We start from the raw sequence: 16,180 nt of genomic DNA, 5'->3' as shown, positions 1-16,180 counted from the left end.
ATAACGGATACATTCCTGCAAAAATATCCATAAAAAATGGACTTCTGAATTGAAGTCCAAAAAAATTAATCACCAGATGAAATGAGAGTATATGAATTCCGCAGCCAGTAAACCAAAGCCAATTGAAATATTGACCCATCCTAAAAATTTTGACACCTTCTGTTCTTTTTTTAGCGAAGCATTTTTGTATGCTTTTACCTCGGTTAATAGGATTAATCCTCCTGTTACCCAGCAAATTAAAATCACATATGATAAATAGCCGATATACATTGGGGGACCTCCTGCCTTCGAATTATTTTGACTTCATTCCAACACGGTGAATATGGGAGTCAACCTTTACATCAAACGTAACATTTTGAAAGATTTCCTCCCAGTTATCTTTTGTTTTTACGTTTTTGTTCCAATAGTTCGGTAGTTTGGCACGAAAATGTTCACCAAACCCAAAGATATCAGATTTTCTTTTCTGAGTCGTTGCTAATAATTTTTCCATTGCATTTTTGGCATCTTTAGAGGTTGCTTTTTCAATTTTTTTCAATGTTGCTGAATCCGATAGCTTAATACCTGCACTTTCCTTTTCATCAATTTCACTTTCATACTGAACCTTAATGGAGACATGCGGTTTACCATTCTTAATACTGACTTTCGTTCTTGTATTGCGGCTGACTGTCCTTATTAAAACGGATTCATCCTTCCCGGGTACCTCGGCAAAGGCACCATAACCGCCTCTGCCAATTCCTATTACGGACATAAAAACACCTATCTCCAACGGATTGATCTTACCGACCATCTTATCACCATGAAAATATGCCAGACCGTTAAGTTGTATGGTTGAGTTTCCTCTTAGTTTTAAATATGGAAGATAAGGATCCTGACCTTTACTAGAGTATATGGTCCAAAAAAGACCGATGAAGCTGGGCGGATATTTTCCCATTGCGGACAAATTATCGACCATGTCTGCTAGGTAAAGGGATGGTATACGTTCCAACTCTGGTGTTAATTTCATATATTTTGAAGCGGATTCTTTTGAAATCACTAGAGAAGCAGTTCTGCGAATTTCGGGATTACGTCTTAGAAAATCATTAAAACGGCTTGTTCCAGTTCTTGCTATTTCCTCGCTTAGGACAATAATCCGTAAATGACCTAGAAACAATTCATCTGCAACTTCCTGCTGCAGACTTAACATGGCATCCTGAAAGGTATGGCCAACAACCTCTATCACCAATACAGGCTTAGCAGAACCCCCAGGCTGCTGAGGACCCAGTGGTATTTCTCCAGGAACTGCAATTTGGGCTGTAACCTTAATCATTTGTTCATCAGGCTTCGGAAACTTTTCTTTAAAGTGAGAGATTTCATCCTCGTTTTTCCGTTCCTTTTCACTTGCTAGATCCACACCAATCGCCAATACATTTGCTCTTTTTTCAATTTCCCTGCTGTCCCAGCATCCTGAGAGGAACGAGATGAGGATAGAAAACAACATTAGCATTGTTATTTTACGATAATTTTGCCACATTTTTTTTCCTCCTCCAGCCTTTGAGGAAATCTATTAATAAAAGTAATGCTGGATACATAATCGTAATAAGCAAACCCGTTCTTCCAAAAAATTGAATAATCTCATACATATGTAAAATGTTTTGCGGTGCCATCGCCAAAAAAAATACAAATGGCAAAATAAAATAGGAGAGCACTTTATGGTCCTTAAGACTGAACAGCTCCTTGATGGAATGAATAGTAAAGTAGTAACTTGAGAATAAAGTAGTAAAAACAGCCAATACCCAAACCGCCAAAAAGATGATATCCAACCTTTGCAGGATATTCCCTGGCACTGCTGTTGTCCGCGCTAGTTCTAACGTTGGCCAAAAGATTTGTTTAATTTCTTCCGGGCCAAAAATAGCCACCGTAGCAATCACTATTAATAGGTATAACCCCCCTGAAATCAGGATGCCCCAAAGGCTAGCTTTCATTGCTTTTTTTGGAAATTTCATGGAGGGAATTATCATCGTAATAATGAAGGATCCCTGAAATAGTGCTGAAACAGTAAGCATACCTCCAGCCATATTTCGAATATCATTTCCGAAAAATATCGGACGCAAATATAAGAGATTGGCATTCTTCAAAGAAAATGCCACCACAATTAAAACGGGTGCCAATATCATAGGAACATAAAGATTGTGGATATACGCAAAAACATTGATATTGTTTCGACAGCTAATGGACGCTAGTAAAAGCATGACAATAACAGTTACTTCCAAAGGTGTTTCCCTAAGTACTGCCGTTACGACAACTGCACCAAATTCCCGTGCAGTTAAGCTGGTTAATACTAAAAAAAAGAGGATGACAAATAGACTAAAACTCTTTCCCAGCCATTTCCCAATGATATCTTGACTATAGGTAATAATCGTTTTTTTGGGGTGCCGAATCCCAAGATAGGTTAAGATCATTAATCCAATTGCTGCAAATACAATACCATTTAGGGTGACAAATGGAGCACTTGTTTCCCCTGCTCTGACAGCAAACAAAGGCAGGGGGAGAACGCCGACCCCAATAATCGTACTAATTAAGATCGTTGTGGCTTGAAGTGTTGTGATCTCCTTCGGATCCCCCATTACTCATACCCTCCCGCTGATCATTTCCAAGTTTGTTATGCTCTAACATCTTATTATCTCTTTCTGAAATTCTAGAACGGTTAGACGGATGAAGAAAATTGGGTCTTTTTGGCATCCACCATAATGGACTTCGTACCACAACATCTTTCATTCCCTCATAATCTGATGGAGAAACAGGTGCCATATATGGGACACCAAACGATTTTAATGAAAGCATATGATTAAATATAAAGATAACACCTACCATTACCCCATATAGTCCGAAAATACCCGCCAATATCATGATTGGAAATCTGAGCATCCGTAATGCAAAAGCTGCTGTATACGTGGGAGTCGCAAACGAACCAATCGTGGTTAAGGCGATGACCACTACAGTAATGGGGCTCGATAAACCTGCCTCAACTGCCGCCTGTCCAATTACCAGCACCCCGACAATCGATAAAGCTCCCCCTACTTGTTTTGGAAGCCGTACGGTGGCTTCTCGTAATATTTCCATCGCGACTTCAATAATTAAAACTTCGATTACTGCTGGATAAGGAACCCCTGCCCGACCGCCCGCAACTGCTACTGCAAATTCTGTCGGCAGCAGTTCCGGATTAAAGGCTATCAGGGATACATACAGTGATGGAAAAACGAGCGAAAATACTAATGCCAAAATCCTGGCCAGTCTAACAAAGCTTCCCATCAAAAACCTTGATGAATAATCTTCTGTCGTTTGATAGAATTGATTAAAAACTACTGGAACCATTAAAGAAAAAGGAGATCCATCGACGAGAATGGCCACCCGCCCCTCTATTAAATTTGCCACCGTTTTATCAGGTCTTTCTGTGGATTGAGTCTGAGGAAACGGTGAAAAGGGATTATCTTCAATAAATTGTTCTAGATACCCTACATCAAGAATGGCATCAATATCAATCTCAGACAGCCTTTTTTCTACTTCTTTAATGACCGTTTCGTTTGCAATTCCTTTAAGGTAACAAATGGCCACCGTTGATTTTGTCAGACGGCCGATTTTCATCGTTTTCACTTGGAAGTCTGGTGTCGGAAGTCTGTATCTTAAAAGGGCAATATTAGTAGCGATACTTTCAATAAAACCTTCCCGTGGGCCCAGAATGACCTGTTCTGTTTGCGGTTGGTCAATCGCTCTTTTTTCCACTTTTCGTGTCCCAATATGAATGGCTTCCTTTATTCCATCAATAATAATCACAGTTTCACCACGTAGCAGCAGCTCAATTAACTCGTCCAAACAGTATCCAACCTTCGCCTCACTATGGTATAGAGTTTCTGTTAGGATTATATCGATTAATTGGGTAAGTGGTTTTTCTTTTCCGATAAGATGTTCCGGTTCATACATAAGGGGCTTTAGTATATCCTTATTAAGTGAATCCTTATTAATTAAACTTGAAAAATAGACGCAAGCGGCTGAGAATTGGCCAAAGATTTTAAAATGTTTCAACTTTAAATCTTCATTATTACCGAGAATATCTTTTATTTGCTGCTCTGTCTCTGATAATAAGCTAGAAGTTGGTGTGTTTCCCTTTTGTGAAACCAGTTTACTTGGAGTTAACAATTGCGGTTTTTTAACATTTCGTTTTTTCGGTCGAAATAAGGACACACTCCCACCTCCTAACTAATAATTTTTACCAGTTCCTCAATTTTATTCCCCCTCTGCCATTAGAAATAGTGTTTAAAAAAACAGAGATCAAGATAGACCTCTGTTTTCCTGCACTATTTTAATCTAATGAAAAAGGGACACGCGCAGATCGCTAAACCAATTAAGGTAATGCCGAAAGCACCAAGTTTATTTTTATCCTTAAGAAGGAAAAAAGCATGCGCAAAACTGTAAATTCCACCAAAAAGCACGACAATCCATAAAATGACCTGCACAACTAATCCCTCACCTTTTCCATTTCAGATTCCTTCATTTGCTTACCGAATCCGACAATTTCTACATCTACCTGTAAATTCACCGTTGCAAAAGGATATCTCTTATTTGTCCAGTCCCACTTTTCGTATTCTTTCGTTGAACTAAATAACGGACGCACATGCAAAGACCAATAAAAAGGTTCTGATTTGAATTCATCTTGGGTCCTCTTAACAAGTCTACTTAAATTTTCTTCTGTTTCACTTTCAATCCGCTTCTTCAAGATCGTCTGTTTTTCTAAGTCTTCAGCATAATTTTCCATACTTGGTGTAGATAATACTTCAATTTCAATAGGTACCCTGACATTAATTAATGGAGGTCCCTTTCGTAATTTTACTTTTACCTTGGTGGCCGTTTTTTTCTTAACCCTGCACCCTACCACATATTTTTCTTTCAATGGATCTTGATAACTCACATACATATCTTCAATCCTCGATGTATTATCTAGGAGAAGAGCAACTCGAGTCTCTTCTCCTGTTAAATTACCAATCATTTTCCCTTCTTTAAAAACGGCAGAACCTATTAACTGAACCAGATTTCCACCTTTTTTCGGAACACTCCCAGCTAAATATTGGTCTTCTTCTTTAAATGTATCACCATTGTTTTATTTACCAATTGAGCCTTTGATCGCTAAAAATAGGTCTGCGTCTCCATCAGTAATTGCTAATAGTCGATTGATTGTTGACTCTGGTACTAAACCAGTTTCAATCGAACGGTCAATTATAAACTGGTAAAATTTGTGTCCTCGTATGTTTTGACATACGCTGGTCTTAATTTTTCATTCTTTAATATTCTCCGAAATAATGTATCTTTTGAAGACTTGTACTTCGGTGTTAATGGCGCCAAATATGGGACCCCGAACGTTTTAACAACCGATAAATAAAATAATCCTGTCATAAAGATGCCCACCATGCCGAATATACCAAATAAACTAGCGGATAAAAGAAAGCCAAATCGAGCTATCCTTATGGCATAATTCAAATTCACATCACTTATCGCAAAGGATGAGAGGCCAGTTAATGCCACAACAATCACGACGATTGGACTAACTAAATTTGCCTCGACTGCAGCCTGACCTAATATTAACGCACCAACAATGCCAATCGTTGGACCAATTGGAGTTGGCACCCTAATACCCGCTTCCCGTATTAATTCAAAGGCCATTTCCATTAAAAGTAATTCTAAGATAGCTGGGAATGGGACCATCTCACGGGCACCTGCGATCGCCAAGAGTAAATCCGCGGGCAGCATTTCAATGTGATAATTTGTAATGGCAATATAAATAGCAGGGGTAAACAAGGTAATAAACATGGCAGTCATTCTTAAAAGTCTTGTGAAATTCCCATAAATAAATCGTAAATAATGATCGTCGGCTGAATGATAAAAGGACCAAAATGTTGCTGGTGTTACGAGCGCAAACGGGGAGTTGTTCATCACCACAATATCGTGACCATCTTCGATAAAGGATGCAGCTCTGTCCGGCCTTTCCGTCTGCAAAATGGTTGGAAATAAACTGGTTGATCGATCTTCTATATGTTGATTCAGGAGACCGAGGTTTTGTACTGCATCTTTTTGAACAGACTCAATTCTTGATTTTACTTCAGTTAAGATTTTTCCTCCGACTAATTCCTTGTTGTAAATGATATAGACTTCATTTTGGGAGCGGCTGCCGATTATCATTTTTTCAACAGTAAAATCTTCTGACCGAATTTTTTTCCGGATAAGTGAAATATTTTGGTCTGCTTTCTCAACGAATGATTCTTTTGGACCTAATAACGTTGTTTCATTTTGTGGTTTTTCCACACTTCTTCCTGCTGCAGAATCCGTTTTTAGGATATAAATCACACTTATACCTTCAACAAGTAACAAAGTAGCTCCTGTGTTTAATTCACTTACTGCACCGGATATGACCTTCTCTTCTTTGATTGTACTGATACTTATAGCAGACGGGATATCGATAATGTCTTTGGCACCTGATATTAAAGGGGTTATTATTTCCTCCTCGATTAATTTCGTGTCAGTCAAAGATGGAATAAAGAATATAACTGCCTTTCTCCCCATCCTATGAATAGTGAATTCCCTTACCGTAAAGTCTATATTTTTCGGATAAGAGTAAAGTGCTTTTATTTTAGGAATATCAAGTAATAGATCTCCAGAAAAGTAGTTTTTTTTGATACTTTCATCCTGTTGAAACAACTCTTCGCTGATTTCTATATGATTTGTTTTAATTTTATTAACAACTGGACGTTTCATATTCGCTAACACTCCTACTAACTCACTTGTTGTTTCAAGGGAATGTCATAATGTTACAAATTTATGCTTATTGAACTCTAATCCTCCGTTATTAGGATTGTTTATTCATAGCTAAACTATTCCACTATTTGGTACAAAAGTGGGTTACAAAAAGAGCAGCCTCCATTAAGGAAACTGCTCTCATTCTTTATTTTTTCTCAATGAAATAATTATTTTCTTTTGGGTTTTTACTAATATAAAAGCCCTTCTTTGGCTCGACATAGAAATTTAACGGGCAATTCAAATTATGGATAATGGCTTCTTGAAGCTGAATTGCTTTTTGGCGTTTGTTATTAAAGGTTCTTTCCGACATATCGATTAAGATTGTATGACCAAAGCTCGTTAACACTTCAATTTGATTGATTCCAACAGGGTTTGCATTTTTTACATGAATAAGTGAAAACCATATGTTACAATGGCACTTCAAACTTTTAGTAGGAAATAATAAAATACCCATTTGTGGATTCACACTAATCGGATGCATTCTCGTTGGAGAAAGCAGAAATTTTGCACTGCGTCTCGCTCCAAGAAAATTTGACCCTACATGTAATAATGTTTCCTCAATAACCGTATTTGGACTTTTTCTTACAAGGAAAGTTTCTTCCCCTTCGATTATCCTGGACCATAATTCTCCTCGATCATTGTACTCACCTGTTAATAAGACCGTCTTTTCATTGATTAGGTGTTTTTCTCTTATGTCCATCAATTCGTTAGCCTCTTTTCTTGTTTTATTAGTTGATTATTTTAAGAATAAGAGTATACTAACGATAAAGTTGTATACTCAACTCGCATCGCCCTTGGGTTTGGGTCCGGCAAGATCATTACCCAAGGGTGATGTATTTTAATAGGTTTCCTAAATAAATTTCCACATTATACCTCCTCAAAAATAGTATATTTTACTAGAAGATATAAAGTAAATCTGTTATATATAAATAATTTTTTGACTGTTTCAGACATTCGGTTCGGTGAGAGTAAATCCAGTTGACTAACATTTATTTTGATGTATAATAAATGATTATTTGATTTCGACTCATACATTTTCGCTTCAAGACATCGTTCGACATTTATTTTATCCCCTCAAAATTATCTTTTTTATGATTTTTTGCAAGTTTTATTTCTTTTTCCAAAATAGCCATTCAAATGTTAACTGAAAATTCATAAATACACAGAAAATACATATTTAACTATTACTCTGACAAAAAGAAAATCTTACCCTGATACAGGGTAAGATTTTTTATTTTACATTTTACCTATATTGGATTGTTTTAGTGTGATTGTACTGCTTCTTCTATGAATTTTCGTTTTTGGATATAGATTAGTCGCCACGATAATGCTATTCCTGCTGCTAACAAGCCTGCGGTAAGCCCCAGCCAATAGCCTGTTGCTCCCAATCCCGTAAAGTTTGCAAGTACGTAGCCCACCGGAAGACAGATTAACCAGTATGCTATTAAGGTCATTACAAAGGCAATATTAACGTCTTTATATCCCCTCAGGGCAGCTTGTGCGGTTACTTGAATGGCATCACTGATTTGGAAGAACAATGCAAAAATTAAGAAATGGGCAGTTAAATTAATGACTTCTGCTTCATTCGAGTAAAAACCAGCCACTTGGTAACGAAATAGAATTACTAATACCCCGGTAATTACTGCAATTATGATACCTAGATAAATTCCCAGCCAGCTGTAGCTCTTTGCATCCTTGTATCTTCGTGCCCCTACTTCATAACCTACTAGAACCGTTTGTGCCATCGATATGCTAATCGGTATCATATAGAGAAATGAAACAATGTTTAATGCAGATTGATAGGCCGCAATTGTCGTCACATTAAATTTACTCAATAGAATCGTTACGACAGCAAACATACTCGTTTCAAAGAATGTTGATAGTCCCATCGGCACACCAATTTTAAGTATTTCCTTACACTCCGCCAAGGAAAAATTCTTCAAATTCTCAAAGACAGCAAAGCTTGAATACGGCTTCTGTGTTTTTACAACGAACAACGTCATTCCTGTTATTACCCATTCCGTGATAGAAGTGGCATATCCAGCACCAGCCCCACCAAGTTCCGGGAAACCCCAGTTTCCAAAGATCAATACATAATTCAAAAATAAGTTCAGGGGCAAAGACAAGAGCAAAATATACATAACTACCCTAGTTTTTCCTAATGCATAGATAAATGACCTAAGCACATTAAAAATAAATAGTGGAAGGATTCCATAGCTAAGCCCAGCCAAGTAGTCAAAGGCAGTTTCCTGGACGTCACTAGGAAGATTCATTTTATCTAAAAGTGGATCTAAAAAGAAGACACCAAGAATAATTACTACTATGGTAATCATAAGAGAAAGGTAGAGGCCATGCCGGACAACAGATGCAACTTCTCCACTTCTCTTTTCCCCAAAGCGCTGAGCAGCTATCGGCGATACCGCAAGCAGAATTGCACTAATGCCAGTAAATATCGGGCTCCAGATCGACGAACCAATCGCAACAGCTGCTAGGTCAGAGGAACCATATTTTCCTGACATAATGTTGTTAAAAAACACCATCGAAAACATGCCAAGCTGAGTAATTAAAATAGGTACTAGCATGACAAAAATTTGTTTTGTCTTTTCCTTTAATGTGAATGTTTGATTCATATAAAAAAACTCCTAGAAAACTGAAATATAAAGCCAAAATTTTATTATACTGCATTGCAGCTAACTTGAATATTATTTGTTGTACGAACAGTATATTTTTTCTATATAAATTTGAAAAAGATTTCTATAGAAATTTCGGATACCGTAGTATAATGATATCGTTATTGATTAATAGAGAAACTGGTGAAGAATCGTGCGTACATATAATGAAAAAATTAGTATCTATCATGGAATGGTTTCTACCATTGCTATCAATCTGGCAGGCAATTTTTATCCCATCTTTGCTATCTCGATTCTTGGAGCAACGAATTACCAAGTTGGATTAATTAGTTCTCTGCCGCCTTTAATTGCACTCTTAATGACCATCCCTGCTGCCATTCTGTTAAATCGATTGGAGATGCAGAAGAAAACAGTTGCCATGGCGGTTTTATGGGCCCGGCTATTATTTTTGCTTCTTATTGGCGTTGTTTATATTCAATCATCCTATCAAGCTTGGGTTTTCTTAATCATTATTGCATTCATGAATGTACCCGCGACCATCGCAAACATCGGCTGGCAGACATTGATTAGCGGAATGATTAAAGACGAACGAAGGGGTTCTTTTTTTAGTGATCGCAACAGGTTGTTGACGATTGCTGGAATGATTTCCACACTGATTATCGGGGTTATCATGAAGAACCAAACCAATAACGCTAGCGCATACCAGTGGTTATTTTTCACAGCCTTACTTTTTGGATTTCTAGAAGTGGTTATCTTAATGAAACATAAAGAGACAGTTCAAACTGTCACGACTACCAAAAAATCATCAATGGATTGGTCCATTTTTAAAGATCATGGTTACAAATGGTTCCTGATTGCGGCACTTTGCTTTAACTTCACCTGGCAGATGTCCTGGGGTATATTCAATATTTATCATGTTAGAATTGCAGAAGCGACTATCCTATGGATTAGTATCTTTTCAGTGGCATGTCAATTGGTGCAAATCTTTACGTTCCCTATATGGAAAAAATGGGCAGAGGCAAAATCTAATACCCTCATGCTCGTATGGGCTGCGCTAGGCATGGCGCTCGTTCCTTTTCTAACCGTACTGTCTGACAATTTATTCTATTTAACGGGTGTTCAAGCACTATCCGGATTTTTTATTTCTGGTGTTGTTCTATTATTATTTAACCTATTACTGGAACAATCACCAGTAGAAACACGAACCTATTGTATCACTACTTATAATGTACTCCTTTCCTTCGTGGCCTTCATTGCCCCGCAAATTGGTATCTTGCTGTTAGAAGGACTAGGCATACAAAAAGCAATGGAATTAAACTCCATTATGAGAATAGCAAGCGCCTTCGTTTTTCTACTCATGTATTCCCGTACTAGGAAATTTACAAAAGCTTTATTAGCAAAAAACTAATAATTACTCTTAAACACAAACAAGAAAAAATGTAATGGACACAGAATCCATTACATTTTTTGATTGTGGTGCCGTTGTGGTGCCTGTCACCATTTATGCAGTTATTCATAGTTTTACTGCATTTCTCTTTCGTTCTTTAAAGTAGACCCATTCTTTGAAGCCTATTTCTTTGAGGCGGGTTTGGACGGTTTTGAATTCGTCTCCGACTCGCTCTGGGTCGTGGGCGTCTGAGCCAAAGGTGACTTTTACTCCGTGGTGGAGGGCCATTTCTAATATGTCATCTGCAGGATACCAGCCCCCCACGTATTTGGTTTTTCCTGAGGTGTTAATTTCAATTGCAACATCGCTTTCCGCTATAACCTTTAAGGTGTGTTCGACTGCAGCAGTTTGTATGTTTGAAAAGTCAGGATAGAAGCCTTTCATCGCATCAATATGACCGAGTATTTGATACATGCCGCTGCGAGCCGATTGCTCAATTAATGAATAATAGGATTCTTTGGTCCGTATTTGATCATTAGAACTGAGCCCTTCCCAGCGATCCTTCTTAAAAATACTCACCCCATCCACATGATGAACAGATCCAATAATATAATCAAATGGGTATCGGTCAAAATAAGGCCGGTAGTTTTCAACATATTCAGGAAAGAAATCTGCCTCAATTCCTAATAAGACATCAATCTTTCCAGCATACTCTTGTTTTAACCTTAAGACTTCCTCTACATATTCAGGAAATTGGCTTGTTGCCATGGTTATGTGAGGAAAGGGATGGTCTTCTTTACTTGAAAAATACGGGGTATGGTCAGAGATTCCTATTATATTTAAACCCTTATCTATACCGGCTTCGATATAATCTCGAATGCCTCCCCTTGCATGACCACACCGATCATGATGTGTATGTAAATCAAATTTCAACATTAATTTATCACCTCGCCATATTTTCCCATACGTTGGGTCTTCCAATCAAATACAAATTACGAAAAAGTTTTCCCTAATGTACAATATTATTTTGTACTTTTCCATTTTACTCCACTCCTTGTCCAAACCAAAAGACATGCTGTTTCATATAAATAAGTAATATTGTGAATGAGAGGTGTTTTATGGAAAGTTGTAATTGTCGTGCAAGCGTATCGGCAACCGCCGTACCAGTCGAAACCTTAATCGATCGTTTCCCTTCTAATGGCATTATTACTGTTTCTGCGCGAATTTGTAATGTTGATTGTAAAGTTAATAACAGTTATATTTCCATTCTTTATGGTGATGAAATAAATCAAAACAATAGTTTTGTTTTTAAATCCGGTGCACCTGGTTTGCCAACATATGAACCTGTTTCCGGGGGCGGTACCGGCATGATTTTAACAGCTGAGGGACAAGCTTCTGGAGTCTATTTTCATGACAATGCCGTTCTTTCAAACATACATTTTCTGCATGAAACCATCATCGGTACGGCTATTTGTTCTATTTCTTTAACTGCAAATGGACGGACCTTTCAAGTTCCCGGGTGTATCTTCACCAGTCATAAAAACAAAAATTGAGCAGCTCCCGAACCGGAAGCTGCTCTTTGATTCATTTTTTTAGATGATATGGTACTGTTGTAATAATGACATTTCGTTTATATAAAAGGTACGCTTTGATTAGTAAGCTTGATTGATTGTGCAAGATATTATGCCAGCCTTTTTTTGGTATGAATTGTGGTATGATAACGGTAACTCGATAATTCGCCTCACTGGCTTTATGCTGGACAGTATCAACAAATTTGGTCAGCGGCTGGATGATACTCCTGTAATGGGAGTGCAGGGTGACTAGTCTTATATCCGGTTGCCACTTATTCCATTTTTCTTCAAACTTCTTTTCATCGTCTCTTTCAAAGGACACATAGACTGCGAGTACTTGATCCGCACCTAGGGATTTTGCATAATTCAATGAGTTTTCAACCACCTGCGTTATCCCTGCGACAGGAACAATAATTACGTTCCCGTCAATGGGCACTGCTGGTTCCTCACAATTTAATCTAAGCTGGTCTCCCACTGCTTCATAATGCTTTCTAATCCGGTAAAAGACAAAAACGATCACTGGTAAGAATACTAATACTGGCCATACCTGTGCGAACTTTGTTAAAAAGAACATGATGGTAACAACAAAACAAATAATAGCACCCATCGTATTAGTGATAAGCTTAGATACCCAGCCCTGAGGCTTTTCACGCAGCCATTTTAGCATCATCCCCGTTTGGGACAAGGTAAACGGAATGAAAACCCCCACAGCATAAAGCGGAATTAAGTGTTCTGTTTGTCCTTTGAAAAAGATAATTAACAAGATTGAAGCTAAACCCAGTGTGATAATTCCATTCGAATACCCTAATCGGTCCCCTCTAATCTTAAACATTCTTGGGATAAACTTATCATTGGCGAGATTGACTGCCAGTAATGGAAAAGCTGTATACCCTGTATTTGCAGCAAGAATTAAAATTAATGCCGTTGTGCCTTGTATAAAGAAATACATAAAGTTACGTCCAAATGTTTGCTCCGCAATTTGAGAAACGACTGTAACCTTTTCATTCGGAGTAATCCCATAGTAATAGGCTAACAAGACAATTCCAGAAAATAAAATAGCCAGTAATCCGCCCATTGCAGCCAGCGTTTTTGCTGCGTTTTTTGGAGCTGGATCTTTAAAATTTGGAATTGCATTTGATATCGCCTCAACTCCCGTAAGGGCAGAACTGCCTGAGGCAAATGCTCTTAAGAGCAGAAATAAAGAAATCCCAGCAATAGGTGTTCCAACAGGTGTTTGCAATTCTGCCGGGACCTGCCCTGTTAAAATATTAAATATCCCCACACCAATTAAAATAAATAAAGCAAGCACGAATAAATAGACCGGATATGCTAAAATAGAAGCAGACTCCGTTACACCTCTTAGATTTAAAGTAGTAATACAAATGACAAAAATAATCGCAATACCCACATTATGATCGTGCAGGGCTGGAAAAGCGGACGTAATCGCATCTGTTCCTGCTGAAACACTTACAGCTACCGTTAAGATATAGTCAACGAGCAGCGAGCCTCCGGATATGAGTCCATAATTTACGCCTAAATTTTCCTTTGATACTACATAAGCTCCTCCGCCGTGCGGGTAGGCAAAAATAATTTGTCGATAAGATAAAATTAATGCTGCTAATAAAATTAATACACCAATTGCAATCGGAATCGAATACCAAAAGGCAGCTGCACTAACTGTTACGAGTACGATCAGGATTTGTTCTGGACCATAAGCCACAGATGATAGTGCGTCAGATGAAAGAATTGCCAACGCTTTTGTTTTATTCAGCTTTTGCTCCCCTAATTCTGTTGACTTTAAAGGTCTGCCAATTAATAATCTTTTGACCGAAGATACCATTGCTCTGCACCACCGTGTTTTCTATAAAGTTCTTATCTTGCTAAAAAGCACAAAAAAATGCCTGCAAGTCAAAGTTAAATAGACCTGCAGACATTTTATACCTGTCTCACAAGCTCCACCTTCCTTCTCATTAACGCTTACGAGGTTAGCTGTCGGATTCGGGCCTTGAGTAGCCCTACCTATTAAAGGATTCACCCCTTGGATATACTATCCATATGAATGGGTCCCCCGCACCAATTTGGTCTCAGCGATTTAGAAATATGAAACTGTGATTATCATACTCCTGTGTTTCCCAATTGTAAATCAAAATTTTTTAAAAAATAAAGATTGGAGAAAAATTTATGCCTAATCAGAAAAAGCCATTGCTGACAGATGAATTTTTAGATGAATTAGCTAATGAAATCAATGAGCTATATGGACACCCTGTTGAACAAAATGAAGATAAAAACAAGCCTGATCAAGAAAATTAAGTTCATTAATAATATTTCACAAAAACAATGGTACACTTGTCCAAATTGGAAAAATACCCCCATTTTTAAGACAATCTTAATAATTGGTACATATAATAACGTATCCAGTAATAAGGTTAGGGGGAGTTCAAATGGAAAATATTATTCTGCTATCAAGAAATACTTCTAACAGAGGTATCCTAACGTTACATCCCAAGTTGGCAGAATCAATGGGAATTACTCAAATTACTGCAAGAAAAATCAGATTTGGATCAAACACTTATCAATCAATTGTAGACATTTCTGATCAACTGCCACTAAATGGGGCAAGCCTATCTGAAGATATTTTGGACATGCTGAATATACCACAGCATTGCAGCCTTGAAATCAAGCAGAATGGCAACGAAATACAAATTGGACCCTTTATCGGTTTACTTGCAGGTTATTATCAAAGCTCAATTAAGAAATATCTTGATCATCTTCGTGATTATGTTTTACTTTATCGTGAAATTAAGGGTGCTATCCTTGTCTTTTCTCTTGATCACGTGGATAAAGTTAACCATCTAGTAAAAGGCTATCTTTATAATCCTCAAAAAAAGCAATGGGAAGAAGGAATCTATCCATATCCTGCCTCTATTTTTGTGATGACCTCTTCGGTGAGCACTGCCTGGATTCAACATTTCAAAGAGATTATCGGTAATGCCGTTTTTAATGATTTCTTTCTTACTCGATGGAGTATACACAAGAAATTGGCCAATTCGATCGGGGTAAAATGTTATCTTCCCGATACAAACCTTTATGGATCACCACAAGACCTATATTATTTTTTAAAGAAATTCCCTAATTTAACGGTAAAGTCGCTAAACAGCGCCAATCGGCAGGCATATAGGGTATTACTAAGAGATTCAAACTCACTTGTTATGACAAATTTAACCAATATGGAAACAAAGACTTATAGATTTAATAATCGAGATCAGGCCTATTCAATCTTTAGTAAATACTTTAAAGATGGAGAAAACCTGGTACAAGAATCCATAGATGTAACAGGCTATCGAACCATCACCATAAGGTTTATTATAGTAAAAAACTACTCAGGTCAATGGCAGGTAATGGGCTCGTTTACGAGAGGCGATCAATCAGTGAAGAAGGATGGTAAATTATTGCCTCTGGTCAAATTTGAAAAAGACATCGTAAAAGATTTCTTACAGCAAAGTGAGTTGCATGCTTCCTTGACCTATGAAGAATTGAACCATATTGCGATCGATACTGTTAATGAAATAGAAGCCATGGGAGTACATTTGGCAAACGCGGCTGTTGATATTACGGTTGGTGAATTAGGTGATATTTGGATTTCAGAAATTGACCACTGCAACCCCTCACACGATATTGCTTTAGTAGCTGGATATCCGGGAATTTACTATGAAATCTTAAAAACCAATATGCTTTATGCTAAGAAACTAGCAGGTTTTTAAACTAACGAA

The 16,180-nt window shown here is 37.6% G+C and carries 14 protein-coding genes and 1 riboswitch; of the genes, 4 read left to right on the top strand and 10 right to left on the bottom strand.

Going from position 1 to position 16,180, the window contains the following annotated elements; all coding sequences use genetic code 11:
* Positions 1-69: 69 nt before the first annotated feature.
* The 8 genes from QNH29_RS12825 to QNH29_RS12790 form a co-directional block, all read right to left on the bottom strand.
* Positions 70-270, bottom strand: coding sequence for a CLC_0170 family protein (locus tag QNH29_RS12825; RefSeq protein WP_283865138.1), 201 nt, complete (start codon positions 268-270; stop codon positions 70-72).
* A 22-nt stretch (positions 271-292) separates the two neighbouring features.
* Entirely contained in the window at positions 293-1,510 is a 1,218-nt protein-coding gene (locus QNH29_RS12820; RefSeq protein WP_283865137.1) for a Ger(x)C family spore germination protein, read from the bottom strand.
* Complete coding sequence (locus QNH29_RS12815; RefSeq protein ID WP_283865136.1) at positions 1,491-2,603, bottom strand: GerAB/ArcD/ProY family transporter; 1,113 nt, start codon at positions 2,601-2,603, stop codon at positions 1,491-1,493. The genes QNH29_RS12820 and QNH29_RS12815 overlap by 20 nt, the downstream gene beginning before the upstream one ends.
* The gene (locus tag QNH29_RS12810; RefSeq protein WP_481858799.1) at positions 2,551-4,218 is read right to left on the bottom strand and encodes a spore germination protein; all 1,668 of its coding nucleotides are present in this window, start codon (positions 4,216-4,218) and stop codon (positions 2,551-2,553) included. The genes QNH29_RS12815 and QNH29_RS12810 overlap by 53 nt, the downstream gene beginning before the upstream one ends.
* 274 nt (positions 4,219-4,492) lie before the next feature.
* Complete coding sequence (locus tag QNH29_RS12805; protein ID WP_283865624.1) at positions 4,493-5,050, bottom strand: Ger(x)C family spore germination C-terminal domain-containing protein; 558 nt, start codon at positions 5,048-5,050, stop codon at positions 4,493-4,495.
* Positions 5,051-5,247: 197 nt separating this feature from the next.
* The gene (locus QNH29_RS12800; protein ID WP_283865135.1) at positions 5,248-6,780 is read right to left on the bottom strand and encodes a spore germination protein; all 1,533 of its coding nucleotides are present in this window, start codon (positions 6,778-6,780) and stop codon (positions 5,248-5,250) included.
* A 187-nt stretch (positions 6,781-6,967) separates the two neighbouring features.
* The gene (locus QNH29_RS12795; RefSeq protein ID WP_283865623.1) at positions 6,968-7,522 is read right to left on the bottom strand and encodes a competence protein ComK; all 555 of its coding nucleotides are present in this window, start codon (positions 7,520-7,522) and stop codon (positions 6,968-6,970) included.
* A gap of 562 nt (positions 7,523-8,084) precedes the next feature.
* A complete protein-coding gene (locus QNH29_RS12790; protein ID WP_283865134.1) occupies positions 8,085-9,452 on the bottom strand; it encodes an MATE family efflux transporter in 1,368 nt (455 codons plus the stop codon).
* A gap of 193 nt (positions 9,453-9,645) precedes the next feature.
* Between QNH29_RS12790 and QNH29_RS12785 the strand changes: the two genes are divergently transcribed.
* Positions 9,646-10,860, top strand: a complete 1,215-nt coding sequence (locus QNH29_RS12785; RefSeq protein ID WP_283865133.1) for an MFS transporter — start codon at positions 9,646-9,648, stop codon at positions 10,858-10,860.
* A gap of 105 nt (positions 10,861-10,965) precedes the next feature.
* On the opposite strand, the gene QNH29_RS12780 is transcribed toward QNH29_RS12785, so the two are convergent.
* Complete coding sequence (locus QNH29_RS12780) at positions 10,966-11,772, bottom strand: histidinol-phosphatase (RefSeq protein WP_283865622.1); 807 nt, start codon at positions 11,770-11,772, stop codon at positions 10,966-10,968.
* A gap of 185 nt (positions 11,773-11,957) precedes the next feature.
* Here QNH29_RS12780 and QNH29_RS12775 point away from each other — a divergent pair, with 185 nt between their 5' ends.
* Positions 11,958-12,392, top strand: coding sequence for a hypothetical protein (locus QNH29_RS12775; RefSeq protein WP_283865132.1), 435 nt, complete (start codon positions 11,958-11,960; stop codon positions 12,390-12,392).
* Positions 12,393-12,423: 31 nt separating this feature from the next.
* Here the strand turns inward: QNH29_RS12775 and QNH29_RS12770 are convergent, their stop codons facing one another.
* Positions 12,424-14,250 carry an APC family permease gene (locus tag QNH29_RS12770; RefSeq protein ID WP_283865131.1) on the bottom strand — a complete coding sequence of 609 codons (1,827 nt, stop codon included), beginning with the start codon at positions 14,248-14,250 and terminating at the stop codon, positions 12,424-12,426.
* 119 nt (positions 14,251-14,369) lie between these two features.
* Positions 14,370-14,510, bottom strand: a riboswitch (cyclic di-AMP (ydaO/yuaA leader).
* 81 nt (positions 14,511-14,591) lie between these two features.
* Here QNH29_RS12770 and QNH29_RS12765 point away from each other — a divergent pair.
* Both QNH29_RS12765 and QNH29_RS12760 read left to right on the top strand, forming a co-directional pair.
* Entirely contained in the window at positions 14,592-14,720 is a 129-nt protein-coding gene (locus QNH29_RS12765; RefSeq protein WP_283865130.1) for a bacitracin ABC transporter ATP-binding protein, read from the top strand.
* A gap of 131 nt (positions 14,721-14,851) precedes the next feature.
* Positions 14,852-16,171 carry a YheC/YheD family protein gene (locus QNH29_RS12760; RefSeq protein WP_283865129.1) on the top strand — a complete coding sequence of 440 codons (1,320 nt, stop codon included), beginning with the start codon at positions 14,852-14,854 and terminating at the stop codon, positions 16,169-16,171.
* The last annotated feature ends 9 nt before the right edge of the window (positions 16,172-16,180 follow it).

Origin of the sequence: Neobacillus sp. DY30 (assembly GCF_030123065.1) — a bacterium.
Classification (GTDB): Bacteria; Bacillota; Bacilli; order Bacillales; family Cytobacillaceae; genus Neobacillus.
Note: the sequence above shows the minus strand (reverse complement) of the source record. Positions and strands in the feature narration are given on the sequence as shown.

Excerpts from the sequence above, each read along its gene's own strand:
- QNH29_RS12825 (WP_283865138.1), bottom strand. The coding sequence starts at position 270 with ATGTATATCGGCTATTTATCATATGTGATTTTAATTTGCTGGGTAACA.
- QNH29_RS12820 (WP_283865137.1), bottom strand. The coding sequence starts at position 1,510 with ATGTGGCAAAATTATCGTAAAATAACAATGCTAATGTTGTTTTCTATC.
- QNH29_RS12790 (WP_283865134.1), bottom strand. The coding sequence starts at position 9,452 with ATGAATCAAACATTCACATTAAAGGAAAAGACAAAACAAATTTTTGTC.
- QNH29_RS12800 (WP_283865135.1), bottom strand. The coding sequence starts at position 6,780 with ATGAAACGTCCAGTTGTTAATAAAATTAAAACAAATCATATAGAAATC.
- QNH29_RS12775 (WP_283865132.1), top strand. The coding sequence starts at position 11,958 with ATGGAAAGTTGTAATTGTCGTGCAAGCGTATCGGCAACCGCCGTACCA.
- QNH29_RS12815 (WP_283865136.1), bottom strand. The coding sequence starts at position 2,603 with ATGGGGGATCCGAAGGAGATCACAACACTTCAAGCCACAACGATCTTA.
- QNH29_RS12770 (WP_283865131.1), bottom strand. The coding sequence starts at position 14,250 with ATGGTATCTTCGGTCAAAAGATTATTAATTGGCAGACCTTTAAAGTCA.
- QNH29_RS12795 (WP_283865623.1), bottom strand. The coding sequence starts at position 7,522 with ATGGACATAAGAGAAAAACACCTAATCAATGAAAAGACGGTCTTATTA.
- QNH29_RS12765 (WP_283865130.1), top strand. The coding sequence starts at position 14,592 with ATGCCTAATCAGAAAAAGCCATTGCTGACAGATGAATTTTTAGATGAA.
- QNH29_RS12760 (WP_283865129.1), top strand. The coding sequence starts at position 14,852 with ATGGAAAATATTATTCTGCTATCAAGAAATACTTCTAACAGAGGTATC.